The sequence below is a fragment of the Aeromonas sp. ASNIH7 genome, assembly GCF_002903485.1.
GTDB classification, from domain to species: Bacteria; Pseudomonadota; Gammaproteobacteria; order Enterobacterales; family Aeromonadaceae; genus Aeromonas; species Aeromonas caviae.
Genome location: NZ_CP026226.1, coordinates 1052612 through 1069082 on the forward strand (window position 1 = coordinate 1052612; position 16471 = coordinate 1069082).

Annotated in this window: 12 protein-coding genes; 5 read left to right on the forward strand and 7 right to left on the reverse strand. The window is 65.3% G+C overall.

Annotated elements, in window-relative coordinates; genetic code table 11:
• Window positions 1–35: 35 nt before the first annotated feature.
• From C2U47_RS04790 to C2U47_RS04800, 3 genes are all read right to left on the reverse strand, one after another.
• Entirely contained in the window at window positions 36–545 is a 510-nt protein-coding gene (locus C2U47_RS04790) for a JAB domain-containing protein (protein WP_103261474.1), read from the reverse strand.
• A 334-nt stretch (window positions 546–879) separates the two neighbouring features.
• Entirely contained in the window at window positions 880–1944 is a 1065-nt protein-coding gene (locus C2U47_RS04795; RefSeq protein WP_103261475.1) for a PDDEXK nuclease domain-containing protein, read from the reverse strand.
• Entirely contained in the window at window positions 1941–3146 is a 1206-nt protein-coding gene (locus tag C2U47_RS04800) for a tyrosine-type recombinase/integrase (protein WP_103261476.1), read from the reverse strand. The genes C2U47_RS04795 and C2U47_RS04800 overlap by 4 nt, the downstream gene beginning before the upstream one ends.
• A gap of 319 nt (window positions 3147–3465) precedes the next feature.
• Here C2U47_RS04800 and C2U47_RS04805 point away from each other — a divergent pair, with 319 nt between their 5' ends.
• The 3 genes from C2U47_RS04805 (at window position 3466) to pepE (ending at window position 6835) form a co-directional block, all read left to right on the forward strand.
• Window positions 3466–5373: a sensor histidine kinase gene (locus tag C2U47_RS04805; protein WP_103261477.1), complete on the forward strand. Its 1908-nt coding sequence runs from the start codon at window positions 3466–3468 to the stop codon at window positions 5371–5373.
• A gap of 1 nt (window position 5374) precedes the next feature.
• Window positions 5375–5986: a response regulator transcription factor gene (locus tag C2U47_RS04810; protein ID WP_010673268.1), complete on the forward strand. Its 612-nt coding sequence runs from the start codon at window positions 5375–5377 to the stop codon at window positions 5984–5986.
• Between the two features lie 120 nt (window positions 5987–6106).
• Window positions 6107–6835, forward strand: coding sequence for a dipeptidase PepE (gene pepE / locus C2U47_RS04815; protein ID WP_043152647.1), 729 nt, complete (start codon window positions 6107–6109; stop codon window positions 6833–6835).
• A 66-nt stretch (window positions 6836–6901) separates the two neighbouring features.
• Here pepE and C2U47_RS04820 read toward each other — a convergent pair whose 3' ends face one another.
• From C2U47_RS04820 to C2U47_RS04830, 3 genes are read right to left on the reverse strand one after another with little or no spacing between them, the layout of a single operon-like run.
• On the reverse strand, window positions 6902–8440 hold the full coding sequence (locus C2U47_RS04820; protein WP_010673266.1) for a DHA2 family efflux MFS transporter permease subunit: 1539 nt from the start codon (window positions 8438–8440) through the stop codon (window positions 6902–6904).
• Between the two features lies 1 nt (window position 8441).
• Window positions 8442–9509: an HlyD family secretion protein gene (locus C2U47_RS04825; protein ID WP_010673265.1), complete on the reverse strand. Its 1068-nt coding sequence runs from the start codon at window positions 9507–9509 to the stop codon at window positions 8442–8444.
• A 37-nt stretch (window positions 9510–9546) separates the two neighbouring features.
• On the reverse strand, window positions 9547–9975 hold the full coding sequence (locus C2U47_RS04830) for a MarR family winged helix-turn-helix transcriptional regulator (protein WP_010673264.1): 429 nt from the start codon (window positions 9973–9975) through the stop codon (window positions 9547–9549).
• Window positions 9976–10097: 122 nt separating this feature from the next.
• On the opposite strand from C2U47_RS04830, the gene fumC reads away from it, so the two are divergent.
• Window positions 10098–11489 carry a class II fumarate hydratase gene (gene fumC / locus C2U47_RS04835; RefSeq protein ID WP_010673263.1) on the forward strand — a complete coding sequence of 464 codons (1392 nt, stop codon included), beginning with the start codon at window positions 10098–10100 and terminating at the stop codon, window positions 11487–11489.
• Window positions 11490–11620: 131 nt separating this feature from the next.
• On the opposite strand, the gene C2U47_RS04840 is transcribed toward fumC, so the two are convergent.
• Window positions 11621–12058, reverse strand: coding sequence for a VOC family protein (locus tag C2U47_RS04840; RefSeq protein WP_010673262.1), 438 nt, complete (start codon window positions 12056–12058; stop codon window positions 11621–11623).
• A gap of 398 nt (window positions 12059–12456) precedes the next feature.
• On the opposite strand from C2U47_RS04840, the gene putA reads away from it, so the two are divergent.
• Window positions 12457–16404 (forward strand): trifunctional transcriptional regulator/proline dehydrogenase/L-glutamate gamma-semialdehyde dehydrogenase, encoded by a 3948-nt coding sequence (putA, locus tag C2U47_RS04845; RefSeq protein WP_010673261.1) that lies wholly within the window; start codon window positions 12457–12459, stop codon window positions 16402–16404.
• Window positions 16405–16471: the final 67 nt, after the last annotated feature.

A 16471-nucleotide genomic window follows, 5' to 3' on the forward strand; every position in this document is an offset into this window, starting at 1 on the left:
CAGGCGTAGCAAAAAAAGGGGCCGAAGCCCCTTCGTCAGATCAGGCCGCGTTCGGCAAACGAGGTGGTGTCGCTGCCCGCGACAATGACGTGATCGAGCACGCGCACGTCCACCAGCCCCAGCGCCTCCTTGAGCCGCTGGGTCAGTGCTCGGTCGGCCCCGCTCGGCTCAGGATTGCCGCTCGGGTGGTTGTGCGACACGATAACCGCCGCCGCATTGTGCCGCAGCGCCTCCTTGACCAGCTCACGCGGATACACCGATGCGCCGTCGATGGTGCCTCGGAACATCTCGGCGTATTCGATCAGCCGATGCTGCGTATCCATGAACAGCACCGCGAATACCTCATGCTCGAAGCCGGCCAGCTTGGCGCGCAGGTACTCCTTGACCGCCGCCGGCGACGTGAACGAAGTACCGCGTTGCATCTTGCGCTCGATGGCATGGCGCGCGGCTTCTAGGATCTGGTCAGCCGTTGCCGGCAGGTACTGGCCCAGGGAGTCGCGCACCATCAGCGCGGTATCGAACGAGGAAAAGGACAGTTGCGACATGATCGTGCTCCGGTTGCTCGGGCGGAATTGCCCGGAACCGTGGCGAGCACGGCGCAGCGCAAGCAGTCAGGGGTCGAGGACGGCCGACAGGCCGCAAGCGTGCAAGCACGCGCAGCCCTTGACGGCGAGAACGCCGTGATACGGTGAAGGGAACAGCAAGGCCGCCCACACCCGCCCAATGCACACACTCGCCTTTGTGCAAGCGGAGCGCGCAGGCCCGCCGGGGCCGAAGGCGTCAGGGGTCAATGCCAGATGGCCGCGATTCGGCACGAAGCGCGGGGCGCAGCCCGCGAACCCGACGGAGGCACGCCGGGACGCACGAATGCTGTTTGGGCTAGTCGGTGTCTTGCTGGCGCTGCTCGATCTGCAACCGCGCCCGCTCGGTCGCCTGCTGCAACCTCTCGCCCAGCACCGCACGGGGCGGTAAGGTGGTCAGATACTCGGCAACGTGGATGCCCGATTTATCCAGCTCCAGCAACTCGATCTGCTCACGCTTCTTGCCAGTGCAAAGAATGATCCCCAGCGGCGAGGCTTCTTCCGGCTCCCGTTCGTGCTTGTCCAGCCAGCGCAAGTAAAGTTCCATCTGCCCTTTGTAGGCTGCCTTGAACTCGCCGATCTTCAATTCCACCGCCACAAGCCGCCGCAGCTTGCGGTTGTAGAAAAGCAGGTCAAGGTGAAAATCCTCGTCGTCAATCGGGATGCGCTTCTGCCGGGCAACGAAGGAAAAGCCCGCGCCCAGCTCCAGCAGGAAGGCTTCCATTTCGCGGATGATCGCGGCTTCCAAGTCGCCTTCCTGCCAACTATCCTGCAGCCCCAGGAAGTCGAGGATGTACGGGTCGCGCATCACCAGCGCAGGTGTCATGCGCTGCGCATCGCGCAGGGTCGCCAGCTCCTGCGCGATGGTTTCCTCCGGCTTTTGGGACAGCGCCGTGCGCTCGTACAGCATCGAGTCAATGCGCTCGCGCAGCGTCCTCACGCTCCAGCGTTCGGCGCTCACCATCTGAGCGTAGTAGTCCCGCTGGAGCGGGTCTTTCAGCGGAATCAGGGCGATGAAGTGCGTCCAGCTCAATTGTCGTATCAGTGATACGACAATTCGCTCGTCCGGGTAGGCGACGGCGAACTGCACCATCCGGCGCAGATTCTTGACCGAAAAGCTGCCGCCATACTCCTTCACCAGTTGCACTGCCAGGGTGGATACGACTTCCTCGCCGTAGTCGGCCCGCCGACCTTCCAAGACCTGCGTATGGATGCGCTGGCCGATGCGCCAGTAGAGCATCGTCAGTTCGCTATTCACCGCCGAAGCGGCACGCTTGCGCGCCGCTTCGATCAGTGCTCGAATGTCGCCCAGCAGCGCCGGAGGCGCTGCGGGCGACGCGGTGGATGCCTTGCGCCTGGTCATGCCGTCGCCTCCACAGCAGGGGGGCGTTTGGTGCCGGTGATCGTCTTGCGCCGGTTTGCCACCAGTTCGGCTGCCTCGCGAACCGGATCGTCCTCGGTATGGACATAGCGCATAAACATCACGACGGTCTTGTGCGCCGTCAGCGCCATGCCAACCTTGACTGGGATACCTGAATTGGCAATGTCGGTCGCAGAGCGATGGCGTATGCCATGCGTCCCCACGTGCGTCGCACCCGCTGCCTTGAGAGCGCGGCACCAGCCGCCGTAATATTCACCCGTGGTCAGATGCTGCCCCGGATGCCGTGGCGACGGCAGCACATAGGGATTGTCTTCCTGCCTCGGAGTCGTCGAGAGCAGCCTGTAGGCTTCCTCACTCATGGGCTTGGACATGCCGCCGGTCTTACTGTCGGGCCAGACTACGCGCCGGTTCTCCAGATCGACCCATTCCCATTCGAGCGTGACGATCTCGGAGCGTCGCGCGGCGAACTCGAATTGCAGGCGAATCGCCAGTGGGATGACGTATTTCTCAAGCCCATCTGCCTCGATCTTGTCGAGCTGCCGGAAAAGCTTCCCCATGTCGTCGTCGCTGATGAGATGGGTGGATTTGCCGGCTGGGAACATCGGGACATGGCGGCAAGGATTGGTGCCATCTGGCCGATAGCCCCATACCTCCGCCATGTTGAACATCTTGCGCAGGATGCTGAACGCCTTGTTCGCCTCGGTCTGCTTGTATGAAAGTTTCTCCATCAACCCGGCAACGTCCGGCCGCTTCACGTCGTGAACCTTCTTGCGACCCAGCAGTGGGATGATGCAGCGGTCGATGACCCCTTGGTAGCCGACCCTGGTGCTGGGCTTGTTACGCTTCTTGGAGTAGTCCTCCATGAACTTCTTGCACAACTCGTCAACGGTGGGCGCTTGGCGCGCCTCGGCCTTGTCCGCGCCCGGGTCGCCGCCCCGGCGCACCTGGGCAAGCCATTCTTGCGCCAGCGCGCGGGCCTGTTCGACGGTCAGTTCACCAAACAGGCCCAAGGCCGGCTTGCGCCGCTCGCCAGCGTTCGTCCGATACTGGAGCATGAACACTTTGCGGCCAGCCGGCGTGATCTTGCAGAGGAAGCCGGGAACGAGGGTGTCGCGCAGCTCAATCGCTTGCGCTTGCGGTTGTGCCGCATCGACTGCGGACTTGGTGAGCTTGATCTTAGCCATGATGACTCCTCGGAAAGACCCGAATCCCAGGAGCCTTGTAGGAGCCAGCGGAAGGGAAGTCGGGTCAAGTTTCAGAAAGCACCGGCATATGTTGAACTCGCCTAAGTCATTGATAAACCTGTTGTATCGGGCTGTGGCGTAGTCCAGCTAAAAGCGGTGCAAGAGTCATCCTGAAATAAAAAATGTCCCAGCCCTGCTGAACTGTGACCGGGGCGGCGTTTGCCGCCCCTCCCGGCCCCCGTTCGCGTGCAAGCGCACGTCCCGATGATAGACTGCCCCTTTGCATAGAGAGGAGAGCCCCCTGCACGCCCCAGTTCCCTTGCCCCTGCTCAGCCTGCTGCTCTGGCTCGCCCTGTCAGCCCTGCCGCTGCGGGTGCAGGCCGCCCCGCCCCCCTCTTCGCCAGCGCCAGTGCGACAGGAATCCGCCCCATCCCAGGCCACGCCGATGCAGACCATGGCCGAGCCGATACGCATCGGCGTGCTGGCAACCCGCGGCCCGGCCCTGGCCAGAGCCCAGTGGCAACCGCTGCTGCGCTGGCTCGCGCAGCGCGTGCCCGACCATCGCTTCGTGCTGCATCCGCTGGGGCTCGATGAACTGGCCGAGGCCGTCGCCCGCGAGCACCTCGATTTCGTCATCACCAACCCGGGCCAGTCGGTGAGTCTGGCGCGCCAGTACCCACTGGCCTGGCTCGCCACCCTCAAGAGCCCGGCCGGGGGGGACAATCTCGCCATCGGCGCCGCCCTGGTGGTGCCTGCCCAGGCCCCCTACCGACACTGGCGTGACCTCGAGGGGCAAGCGGTCGCTGCCGTCTCGGAGAACGCCTTCGGCGGCTACCTCGCCTATCGTTTCGAGGCGGGCGAACAGGGAGTTCGGCTGGAACGCTTCTTCTCCACCGTGCAGTTCACCGGCTTTCCGCTGGACCGGCTCATCGAGCGGCTGGCGACAGGGGAGGTGGCCGCCGCCATCGTGCCGGTGTGCCAGCTGGAGCGCATGGAGCGGGAGGGCAAGGTCGCCAGGGGGGCGTTTCGGGTGCTGGACGATCAGGCGCCGGCCGACTTTGGTTGCCAGAGCTCGACCCGGCTCTACCCCAACTGGTCCTTCGCCAAGACAGAGCGGGCCTCCCCCGCGCTGGCGCTGGCGGTGACCCGCGCGCTGTTCGACCTGCCCGCTGATAGCGAGGCGGCCATCGCCGCCGATTCGGCGGGCTGGACCGTGCCCACCAGCGAGCTTGCCATCGACCGCCTGCTCAAGGCGCTGGATCGCCACCCGCTGCAGGGCCCCTGGTGGCAAGCGGCCTGGCACTGGCTGCGCCAGCATCAGCAGTGGGGCTGGGGCGCCCTGGCGCTGGTGCTGCTGCTGGGGGGCCACCACCTGCTGCTGCAATACCTGTTCAACCGCAGCCAGCGCCGGTTGCTCAAAGCCCGCCACCAGCTCGAGCAGAAGGGACGCCAGCTGGCACAGGCCAGACGGCTCGCCGAACTGGGCGAGCTGGGCGCCAACGTGGCCCACGAGATCAATCAGCCCCTGAGCGCCATCGCCAACTACAGCCAGGGAGCCTTGTTGCGACTGGACAAATTGGCACAGGATCCGGCCCAGTCTGCCGCCCAGGCCTCCCTGCGTCAGGCCCTGGAGCAGATAGGGCTCCAGGTCCAGCGCATCACCCAGACCGTCAACCGGCTCAGAGCCAGGCTGCAAAAGCGCCCTCCCCGCTTCGCGCCTTGCGACCTGCCCACCCTGGTGGCGGAGCTGTGCCCCCTGCTGGAGCAGATGCTGGCGCCGCTCGACGTCGCCTTCACCCTGCACTGGCGAGGCCAGCCACGCCCGTTACCTCTGGACGGCACCGGGATGGAGCAGTTGCTGGTCAACCTCATCAAGAATGGCGCCGAGAGTGCGGCGCAGAGGGCTCGCCTTCCTACGCCAGCAGCGGCACAGGAGCCTGCCCGGGTTGAGCTGCTGATCGCCTTCGAGGCGCAGAGATTGTTGCTGGAGATCCGTGACAACGGTGCCGGCCTGAGGGTCCCCACGACCGAACTTCAGCAGGCGTTTTACAGCGACAAGCCCGATGGCATGGGGCTGGGGCTGGCCATCTGCCGGGAGGTGGTCGAGAGCCATCGCGGCCAGTTCAGCCTGGAGAACCTGAGCCCCCACGGCTGCCTGGCCCGGGTCATTCTGCCCGTGCCGCCCCCCGAAACCCTCCCTTCATCCACCGACATGCCGAGGAACTGAGATGACGTCCCCTGCCCGCCCCCCGCTCTATCTGGTCGACGACGACGAGGCCGTGCTCGACTCCCTGCGCTTCATGCTGGAGAGCTGCGACGAGCGACAGCTGTTCAGCTTTTCCGATGGCGAGCGCTTTCTGGCAGAGGTCGACCTGCACCAGCCCGCCTGCCTCATTCTCGACTGCCGCATGCCGGGGCTGTCGGGCCCCGAGGTGCAGCAGCGGCTGAAGGCGGCCCAGAGCCCCATCGCCATCCTGTTTCTCACCGGCCACGGCGAGGTGCCCCTGGCGGTGGAGTCCCTCAAGCAGGGGGCGGTGGATTTCTTGCAAAAGCCGGTGCAGCTGGCCCCCCTGCTCGCCGCCATCGAGCGGGCCGAGCAGGCGACGCAGGCGGCGGCCACCCGCCTCGCCCAGCTGGCCGCCTTTGAGCGCCTCACCCCGCGCGAACGCCAGTTGTTACAGCTCATCGCCCGGGGCCACAAGAACCAGCAGATAGCGCAGGATCTCTGCATTTCGGTGCGCACCGTCGAGGTGTGCCGCGCCAGCCTGATGAAACGCCTGGCGGTGAACTCCCTCGCCGAGATGCTGCTGCGCTACGCGCAGGTGAACGAACAACTCTGAGTGGCCTGCAACCGTACAAAACGGGCAGGGATCACACATTTGGCGCTTCGATGGCGGTAGAGTGCCCTCTTCTCTTCACCAGGATCGCCCGGGTCCTGCGCCTTGTTTCGAGGACACATCATGGAACTGCTTCTGCTCAGCAACGGTAAAACCACAGAACACCCCGGCCTGCTCGGCTGGGCCCGCGACCGGGTGCAAGCCCTGCTCGCTCGCAACCAGGTCAAGCGCATCCTGCTCATCCCCTACGCGGTGATCCGCAGCGACTGGGATGCCCGTGCCCGGGAGCTCACCGAGAGTCTGGGGGTGGACGCCATCAGCATCCATCACTTCGACGATCCGGTGGATGCCATCAACCGGGCCGACGCCATCTTCATCAGCGGCGGCAATACCTGGCTCCTGAACCAGCGGCTGCACGAGTATGGTCTGGTGGTCCCCATCCAGCGTGCGGTGCGCGAGCGGAGCGTGCCCTATGTGGGCTGGAGCGCCGGCTGCAACGTGGCCACCCCCAGCATCCGCACCACCAACGACATGCCGGTGTGCAGCGCCGTCGTGCTGCCTGCGCTGGGGCTCTTCCCCGTGCAGATCAACCCCCACTATCTGGACGCCAGCATCAGCGGCCACATGGGGGAGACCCGGGACGAGCGTCTGGCCGAGTTCTGCGCCATCAACCCGAGCGAATCCGTGGTGGCCCTGCGCGAGGCGAGCCTGTTGCAGATCGGCGGCGATCACATCGAGTACTGGAGCGCCCGGGGCGAGACCTTCAAGATCTTCAAGCACGGCGAACCCGTCCGGGAATACGGGGACGCTGCGCCTCTGGCAGCGCTCACCCCCTTCACGCCGGCACGCTGATCCTGCCAAACGACAGAGGGATGGCCTGCGCCATCCCTCTTTCTTTGTTGCTCGCCCCTTCGTGATTCACTCCAGAATGGCCATCTCCTCCCTAGAGCCGCTGCGCCCGGGAGTCCTCAGCAACACCACCAGCGGCACGGCGCACAGGCTGACCCACATCATCAGGCGAAAATCCTGCAGGTAGGCGAGCAGGCTGGCCTGCCGGGTCACCTCGCCGTTGATCATGGCCAGCCCCTTCGGCGTCATCAGCTCCGCCATGCCCCCGCCCTGATGCAGGTTGACATTGAACGGGGTGATGTAGGCGGCGAACGCCTCGTGGTTCATCTGGGATCGCTGGGCCAGATAGGTGATCACTACCGAGATGCCGATGCTGCTGCCGATGTTGCGCACCAGGCTGAACAGCGCCGTCCCCTCGTTGCGATAGCGCGGCGCCAGGGTCGCAAAGGTGATGGTGGAGAGTGGCACGAAGATGAAGCCGAGTCCCAGCCCCTGGATGATGCCGGTGCGCACTATGTCCCAGCTGTCGATGTCCGTGTTGAACAGGGTCATCTCCCACATGGAGAAGCTGGTGAGCAGCAGCCCTGACAGGATGAGGTAACGGGCATCCACCCGGCCCGACAGCCTGCCCACCAGCATCATGGCAACCATGGTGCCCACCCCGCGCGGGGCGAGCAGGTAACCCACGTCGATCACCGGGTAACCCATCAGTCCCTGCATGAAGGGAGGCAGCAGCGTCATGGTCGCCAGCAAGATGATGCCGACGATGAAGATGAAGAGCAGACCGACGCTGAAGTTGCGATCCCGGAACAGGGCCGGTTCTATGTAAGGATGCGGGTGGGTGAAGATATGCACCACGAAGAGGTAGAACGCCATCACCATCAGGGCGGTCTCGATGACGATCTCCCGGCTGGCGAACCAGTTCTGGGACTCTCCCCTGTCCAGCGCCATCTGCAACGCCCCGATGCCGAGACTCAGCAGGGCGAACCCCAGCAGATCGAAGCGGCGGCTGGCATCGATCTTCGTCTCCTCGATGAAGGCGGCAAGCCCGAACCAGGCCAGCAGGCCGAACGGCAGATTGATGTAGAAGACCCAGCGCCAGTTGTAGTACTCGGTGAGCCAGCCCCCCAGCGACGGCCCCAGAATGGGGCCCACCATGACCCCAATCCCCCAGAGCGCCATGGCGGAGCCGTGCTTCTCCGGCGGATAGGTGTCCAGCAGCACCGCCTGTGAGAGGGGCACCAGGCTGGCACCGAAGATCCCCTGAAGCAGGCGGAACAGCACGATCTGCTCCAGGCTCTGGGCCGCGCCACACAGCATGGAGGCGACGGTAAAGCCCGCCACCGACCACATGAACAGCCTTTTGCGGCCAATTCTTGCCGAGATGAAACCGGTCAGCGGCATGAAGATGGCGGCCGCCACTATGTAGGAGGTGAGCACCCAGGAGATCTGATCCTGGGTCGCCCCCATCGCCCCCTGCATGTGGGGGAGGGCCACGTTGGCGATGGTGGTGTCCAGCGCCTGCATGATGGTCGCCACCATCACCGACAGGGTGATGAAGGTGCGACGGGAAGCCTGGTCTGCCTGCCCTGTGGCTGCGCTCGTCATATCAACCTCGACCTGACAGGCCAGGCAGGGTGCGCTGATGGCCGGTGTCTATCTCGGCGGTGGCACTCAGACCCGCCCTCAGGGTGGGCAGATCCGCTCCCGAATCCAGCTTGATCCGCACTGCCACCCGCTGGGCGATCTTGACCCAGTTGCCGGTGGCGTTCTGGGCCGGGATCACCGAAAACTCGGAGCCTGTGGCCGGGCTCAGGCTCTCCACCACCCCGGTCCAGTGCGCATCGGGGTAGGTATCCACACTGATGCCCACCTTCTGGCCAGGTTGCACATGGGTCAGCTCCGTCTCGGTGAAGTTCGCCTCCACCCAGGGGGTGTCGGTCTCCACCAGCATCATGGCGGTCATGCCCACCAGATTGTACTGGCCGGGCTTGGGCAACTGGCTGACGATGCCGTTGGCGGGGGCATAGATGGTGGTGCGAGCCAGATCCAGCCTGGCCTTGGCCAACTCGGCCGCGGCCTCCTGATAGGCGGGCTGCTGATCCACCGGCAGGTTCACGTCCCCGCTGAGGGAGGCTTCAATCTTCTTGAGCCCCTCCTCCAGCGCCACCTGCTGCTGGGCGGTCTGTATGGTGAGCTGGCGGGCATCGTCGTAATTGGCGGTGGAGGTGAAGTGCCTGGTCACCAGATCCGCCTGGCGATGCTCCTCCTTCAGGGCATAGGCATGGCGGGTGCGGGCCACGGCGATCTCCGCCTGCTGGCCGCGATAACTGGTCTGCAACGCCACCAGATCGGTGCGCACCTTGGCAAGTTCCGCCTCGGCCTTGGCCACGGCGACCCGGAAGGACTCCTGATCCAGCTCGAACAGCGGCTGGCCAGCCCGGACCTGCTGGTTTTCCTCGACGAACACCTTGGCCACCCGGCCCAGCACCTCGGTGCTGATGGGGACCTTGTCCGCCTTCACATAGGCGTTGTCCGTCTCCACATAGCGCCCGCCCTGCAGGTAGATAACGCCCGCCCCGAGCAGGGCCAGTGCCGGCACCACCACCAGCAACAGCAGGCGGGTGCGGCGCCGGTTGGCGGCGGGACGGGAGGAAGAGGGGGAATCAGTGGTCATGATATGGCTCCACGTTGGTTGGCATCACAGGAAAGCATCAGAGGTGGCCGAGGTTGGCACGCAGGATCTTGAGGGAGCGGCACAGCGCCTCGGTCGCCTCCTCCCCCAGCTCGCCGATGGCCCTCTGATGCACCAGATCGGACGCCTGTTTGATCATCGCCAGATAGGGGGTGGCCCCTTCGGTCAGATGGAGCTGATAGGCACGCCTGTCATGGGGGTCGCTGCGCCGCTCCACCAGGCCGCTCTCCGCCAGCTGATCGAGCTGACGGGCCAGGGTGATGGGCTGGATGTCGAGCCGCTCCGCCAGATCCACCTGGCGGATCCCTTCGCTGCGTGCAATGTGCACCAGAGCCCTGGCCTGGGCCAGGGTGAGGCAGCTTCCCTCCAGCTGCTGCTGGAACTGGCGGCGCATCAGGCGCTGGACGTCGCCGATGAGAAAGCCAAGGGTGTCCGGTTGTTTGTTCATGATATGCAACCCATATAGTAAGCTTTACTTATTATATGCAAAGCGTATCCACGTGCAAGCTGGCCCCGGCCGCCGTTTGGGTTCATGCTGGGTGCCACCACCTCAACGGCAGGAGACACGTCATGGATATCAGGATGGAGCGGGACAGCCTGGGGGAGATAGCCGTCCCGGCGGACAGGCTCTGGGGGGCCCAGACCCAGCGCTCCCTGCATCACTTCAACATCTCGGGGGAACGCCAGCCCATGGAGATCATCCATGCCCTGGCCTGCATCAAGTCCGCCTGCGCCCGGGTCAACCACGCCCTGGGGCTACTCCCCGCCCGCAAGGCCCAGGCCATCATGGCCGCCGCCGACGAAATCCTGCGCGGCCTGCACGACGCCGAGTTTCCCCTGATGGTGTGGCAGACCGGCTCCGGCACCCAAACCAACATGAACCTCAACGAGGTGCTGGCAAACCGGGCCAGCGAACTGCTCGGCGGCCCCCGGGGGGAAGCGCGGCTGGTGCATCCCAACGACGAGGTAAACAAGAGCCAGTCCAGCAACGATGTCTTCCCGAGCGCCATGAACCTGGCGGCGGTCACCGCCATCACGCAGCGGTTGCTGCCGGCCCTCGCTGCCCTGAAGCAGACCCTGGCAGGCAAGGCCGCCGCCTTCGACCACATCGTCAAGATTGGCCGCACCCATTTGCAGGATGCCACTCCCCTCACCCTGGGCCAGGAGATCTCCGGCTGGGTCGCCCAGCTTGAACAGGGGGAGCGCCATCTACGCGCCGCCCTGCCCCATTTGTGCGAGCTGGCGCTCGGCGGCACCGCCGTGGGCACCGGCCTCAACTGCCCTCCCGGCTTTGCCGAGGCGGTGGCCAGAACCCTGGCCGAGCAGACCGGCCTGCCGCTCATCAGCGCCCCCAACAAGTTCGAGGCCCTGGCGGCGAGTGACGCCCAGGTTCACGCCCACGGTGCCCTCAAGACGCTGGCAGCCTCCCTCATGAAGATCGCCAACGACGTGCGCTGGCTGGCGAGCGGCCCCCGCAGCGGGCTGGGGGAGCTGCTCATCCCCGAGAACGAGCCCGGATCCTCCATCATGCCCGGCAAGGTCAACCCGACCCAGAGCGAGGCGCTCACCATGCTGTGCGCCCAGGTGATGGGCAACGATGTAGCCATCAACATCGGCGGCGCCAGCGGCAACTTCGAGCTCAACGTGTTCAGGCCGATGATCGCCTACAACGTCCTGCAGAGCGTGCGGCTGCTGGCGGACGGCATGCAGAGCTTCCACGACCACTGCGCCGTCGGCATCACCCCGAACCAGGCCAGGATCGACGATCTGCTCTCCCGCTCCCTGATGCTGGTGACGGCCCTCAACCCCCATATCGGCTATGACAAGGCGGCCGAGATCGCCAAGCGGGCGCACCATCAGGGGCTCAGCCTGCGGGAGGCGGCCATTGCCTCGGGCCACCTCAGCGCGGAGCAGTTTGATGCCTGGGTGATCCCCGCTGACATGGTGGGTCGCACGCCATAAGGCAGCGCACTGCACTGCAATCCCATGCTCGGGGCATACCAGCGCAGGTGGCAGGCGCAGCAAATAGGGACAGTGATGGGCAATAAAGATGAAAAGGGCGCCATGGCGCCCTTTTCATTGCAGATCTGCCGTCAGGTCTTGCTCTGGCAGTTGAACATCCAGTGGGTGCCGAACTTGTCCACCAGGGATCCGAAATAGTCACCCCAGAACATCTCCGCCAGCGGCATCTCCACCTGGCCTCCCTCAGCCAGGGCTGCGAACAGGCGATCGGTCTCGCCCCGGCTGTCCGGCTCCAGGTTGAGGTAGCTGTTGTTGCCCTGCACCAGGGTGAACCCCATGCTGGCCGGAGCATCCGTGCCCATCAGCACGTGACCCCCAAGGATGGGCAGGGCCACATGCATCACCAGCTCCCCGTCTTCCTCCGACAAAGGGGGCTGGCCCGGGCAACCCGGGGACTCCTTGAACCTGTGGATGGGGCCGCTGAAGTCACCGCCGAACACTTCGCGATAGAAGAGGAAGGCAGCCTCCGTCTCCCGGGCAAAATTGAGATAGGTACTGACACGCGCCATGGGTTTCTCCTTGTCACCGATAGCTGGCCCCTGTGGCCAGCTAACAGCATAGAAGAGCACGGGGCTCTGTCAGGTGGCGCTCCGCCCCCTTCTGCGCACGGGGGAGCCGCGCTCACAGCCCAGGCTCGGTCGAACACGCAAAAGCGCAACCCGATTCACAGTGGGTTGCACCTCATATAGGCATTCATAAGATGCATTGCCAACCCATTAATAATGCTGTGAAAAGCGGACAAGCGGCGGGCTTGAAAGGAGCCTGATGGAGACCGGATTCATGGAAGAATTCAACAATGTAACCAATACATTAAAATTTCTTGCTTGAAGGTTGCACCTGGTTGCACCATCATCGGCGAAATTTAACCGTCCGGTAATATTGTTACCTTCTAGACACAGGAAGTCCCATGGCCACTACCACCCTCGGCGTCAAACTCGATGAAGCGACCCGCGACCGCCTCAAACAGGCTGCGCAGACCCTGGATCGCACTCCCCACTGGCTGATCAAGCAAGCCATCTTCACCTATCTGGAGCAACTGGATCGCGGTCTGACCCCGCCCGAGCACTCCGGGCTGGCTGCCGCCGCCGGGGAAGAGGCCGTCGAGACCCTGACCGAGCAGGGCATCCAGGTCTTCCTCGAGTTTGCCGAGAGCATTCTGCCCCAGTCCGTGCTGCGGGCCGCCATCACGGGGGCTTATCGCCGCCCCGAGACCGAAGCCGTCCCCATGCTGCTGGAGCAGGCCCGTCTGCCCAAGGAGAAGGCTGACGCGACCCAGAAGCTGGCCATGGGCATCGCCGAGAAGCTGCGCAACCAGAAGAGCGCCAGCGGCCGTCAGGGCCTGGTGCAGGGGCTGCTTCAGGAGTTCTCCCTCTCCTCCCAGGAAGGGGTGGCCCTGATGTGCCTGGCGGAGGCGCTGCTGCGCATCCCCGACAAGGCGACCCGGGATGCCCTCATCCGCGACAAGATAAGCGGCGGCAACTGGAGCCAGCATCTGGGCCAGAGCACCTCATTGTTCGTCAACGCAGCCTCCTGGGGTCTGCTCATCACCGGCAAGCTGGTGGCCACCCACAACGAGGCGGGCATGAACAACTCCCTCAAGGGACTCATCGGCAAGGGGGGTGAGCCGCTCATCCGCAAGGGCGTCGACATGGCGATGCGCCTGATGGGTGAACAGTTCGTCACCGGCGAGACCATCGCCGAGGCGCTGGCGAACGCAGGCGGCATGGAGAGCAAAGGGTTCCGCTACTCCTACGACATGCTGGGGGAAGCGGCCCTGACCGAGGAGGACGCCAAACGCTATCTGGCCTCCTACGAGCAGGCCATCCACGCTATCGGCAAGGCCTCCCACGGTCGCGGCATCTACGAGGGGCCGGGTATCTCCATCAAACTCTCCGCCCTGCATCCGCGCTACAGCCGCGCCCAGTACGATCGCGTCATGGAGGAGCTCTACCCCACCTTGCTGGGCCTGACCCAGCTCGCCAGGCAGTACGACATCGGCATCAACATCGACGCCGAGGAGGCCGATCGGCTGGAGATCTCCCTCGATCTGCTGGAGAAGCTCTGCTTCGATCCGTCCCTCGCCGACTGGAACGGCATCGGCTTCGTCATCCAGGCCTACCAGAAGCGCTGCCCCTATGTGATCGACTACGTCATCGATCTCGCCAAGCGCAGCCGTCACCGCCTGATGATCCGTCTGGTGAAGGGCGCCTACTGGGACAGCGAGATCAAGCGCGCCCAGCAGGAAGGGCTGGAAGGCTACCCGGTCTATACCCGCAAGCCCTACACGGACGTCTCCTACCTCGCCTGCGCCCGCAAGCTGCTGGCGGTGCCCGAGGCCATCTATCCCCAGTTCGCCACCCACAACGCCCACTCCCTGTCTGCCATCTATCAGCTGGCGGGTCAGAACTACTACCCGGGCCAGTACGAGTTCCAGTGCCTGCACGGCATGGGTGAACCGCTCTACGAACAGGTGGTCGGCAAGGTGGCCGACGGCAAGCTGGGTCGCCCCTGCCGCATCTATGCCCCGGTGGGCAGCCACGAGACCCTGCTCGCCTACCTGGTGCGCCGCCTGCTGGAGAACGGGGCCAACACCTCCTTCGTCAACCGCATCGCGGACAACAACATCTCCCTCTCGGATCTGGTGCAGGATCCGGTGCAGCAGATCGAGCAGATGGCCGCCCGTGAAGGGACCCTGGGTCTGCCCCATCCGCGCATCCCCCTGCCCCGGGATCTCTACGGCGAGGCGCGCCCGAACTCCGCAGGTCTGGATCTCGCGAACGAGCACCGCCTGGGGTCACTCTCCGCCGCCCTGCTCGCCAGCACCAACACCGCCTATCAGGCCGTACCCATGCTGGGTTGCGACACCGAGGCGCCGACCCAGTTCCAGCCCGTGCTCAACCCGGCGGATCACCGCGATGTCGTCGGTCAGGTGAGCGAAGCCACGGTAGCGCTGGTGGACAAGGCGCTCGCCTGCTCCCTCACGAGCGGCCAGATCTGGCAGTCCACCCCGCCAGCCGAGCGGGCCGCCGTGCTGGACAGGGCAGCCGATCTGATGGAATCCGAACTGCAACCCCTGATGGGCCTGCTGGTTCGCGAATCCGGCAAGACCTTCGCCAACGCCATCGCCGAGGTACGCGAGGCGGTGGACTTCCTGCGCTACTACGCCGCCCAGGCGCGCAACCACTTCGCCAACGACACCCACAGACCGCTCGGCCCCGTGGTCTGCATCAGCCCCTGGAACTTCCCCCTGGCCATCTTCAGTGGCCAGGTTTGCGCGGCCCTGGCCGCCGGCAATACGGTGCTGGCCAAGCCTGCCGAGCAGACCCCCCTCATCGCGGCACAAGCGGTGCGCATCCTGCTGGAAGCGGGGGTTCCCGCCGGTGCGGTGCAACTGCTGCCGGGCCGTGGAGAGACCGTGGGTGCGGCGCTCATCGCGGACGAACGGGTGCGCGGCGTCATGTTCACCGGCTCCACCGAGGTGGCGGGCATCATCTCCCGCAACCTGGCCGGTCGCCTCGACGCCCAGGGCCGCACCATTCCCCTCATCGCCGAGACCGGCGGCCAGAACGCCATGATCGTCGACTCTTCCGCCTTGACCGAACAGGTGGTGATGGATGTCATCTCCTCGGCGTTCGACAGCGCCGGTCAGCGCTGCTCCGCCCTGCGAGTGCTGTGCGTGCAGGATGACGTGGCGGATCGGGTGATCCGGATGCTCAAGGGCGCCATGGCCGAGTACAAGGTCGGCAGCCCCGAGCACCTTTCCACCGACATCGGTCCCGTCATCGACGCCGAGGCCAAGGCCAACATCGAGCGCCACATCAAGGCCATGGGCGACAAGGGGCGCAAAGTGCACCAGATCGCCCGCACCCAGGGGGATGCCTGCAGCCGCGGCACCTTCGTGCTGCCGACCCTGATCGAGCTCGACAGCCTGGACGAACTGGGGCGCGAAGTGTTCGGCCCTGTGCTGCACCTGGTCCGCTACCCGCGCACCCGGCTCGGGGAGTTGCTCGAGCAGATCAACGGCAGCGGCTACGGCCTGACCCTGGGTGTTCATACCCGCATCGACGAGACCATCGCCCAGGTGGTGAACGTGGCCAAGGTGGGCAACCTCTACGTCAACCGCAACATCGTGGGCGCCGTGGTCGGGGTGCAACCCTTCGGTGGGGAAGGGCTTTCCGGCACCGGTCCCAAGGCCGGTGGCCCGCTCTACATGTATCGCCTGCTCGGCGCCCGTCCCCAGGAGGCGGTGGCCAACCAGCTGCACCAGGAGTCCGGTGCCCTGCATGCCGAGGCGAAAGCCCCCCTCGTGGCCCTGCGCGACTGGGCGAGCAAGCAGGATCCGGCCCTCGCCGCCCTGTGCGATCACTACGCCGCGATCTCCCAGAGCGGCCGTACCCAGCTGCTGACCGGCCCCACCGGCGAGCGCAACAGCTACAGCCTGCTGCCCCGGGAACGGGTGCTCTGTCTTGCCCAGGAGAAGGCCGACCTGCTGGCCCAGCTGGCCGCCTGTCTGGCGGTCGGCAGCCAGGTGCTGCTGCCGGACGATGCCCAGACACGCTCCCTGCTCTCTTCCCTGCCGACCGAGGTGCGGGATCCCATCGCGCTGGTGGCGGACTGGGCCACGGGGGAGACGGACTTCGATGCCCTGCTGCACCACGGCGACTCGGATCAGTTGCGAGAGGTGAGCAAGCTCGCCGCCGCGCGCCAGGCAGCCCGTAACGGCGCCATCATCGGTGTGCACGGCCTGCATCGCGGCGAGACCGACATCCCGCTGGAGCGCCTGCTCATCGAGCACGCCCTCTCGGTCAACACCGCCGCCGCCGGTGGCAATGCCAGCCTGATGACCATAGGCTAAGCGCCACATAGTGACGGAGACTCAAGCCCCGCCGATGCGGGGCTTGTTCTTTCGTCTCTGGGACACG

What these genes read in the sequence shown, in the direction of transcription:
- pepE (WP_043152647.1), top strand. Translation starts at nt 6,107, where the DNA reads ATGGAACTGCTTCTGCTCAGCAACGGTAAAACCACAGAACACCCCGGC.
- C2U47_RS04825 (WP_010673265.1), bottom strand. Translation starts at nt 9,509, where the DNA reads ATGACCACTGATTCCCCCTCTTCCTCCCGTCCCGCCGCCAACCGGCGC.
- C2U47_RS04790 (WP_103261474.1), bottom strand. Translation starts at nt 545, where the DNA reads ATGTCGCAACTGTCCTTTTCCTCGTTCGATACCGCGCTGATGGTGCGC.
- C2U47_RS04820 (WP_010673266.1), bottom strand. Translation starts at nt 8,440, where the DNA reads ATGACGAGCGCAGCCACAGGGCAGGCAGACCAGGCTTCCCGTCGCACC.
- fumC (WP_010673263.1), top strand. Translation starts at nt 10,098, where the DNA reads ATGGATATCAGGATGGAGCGGGACAGCCTGGGGGAGATAGCCGTCCCG.
- C2U47_RS04810 (WP_010673268.1), top strand. Translation starts at nt 5,375, where the DNA reads ATGACGTCCCCTGCCCGCCCCCCGCTCTATCTGGTCGACGACGACGAG.
- C2U47_RS04830 (WP_010673264.1), bottom strand. Translation starts at nt 9,975, where the DNA reads ATGAACAAACAACCGGACACCCTTGGCTTTCTCATCGGCGACGTCCAG.
- C2U47_RS04795 (WP_103261475.1), bottom strand. Translation starts at nt 1,944, where the DNA reads ATGACCAGGCGCAAGGCATCCACCGCGTCGCCCGCAGCGCCTCCGGCG.
- putA (WP_010673261.1), top strand. Translation starts at nt 12,457, where the DNA reads ATGGCCACTACCACCCTCGGCGTCAAACTCGATGAAGCGACCCGCGAC.
- C2U47_RS04800 (WP_103261476.1), bottom strand. Translation starts at nt 3,146, where the DNA reads ATGGCTAAGATCAAGCTCACCAAGTCCGCAGTCGATGCGGCACAACCG.
- C2U47_RS04840 (WP_010673262.1), bottom strand. Translation starts at nt 12,058, where the DNA reads ATGGCGCGTGTCAGTACCTATCTCAATTTTGCCCGGGAGACGGAGGCT.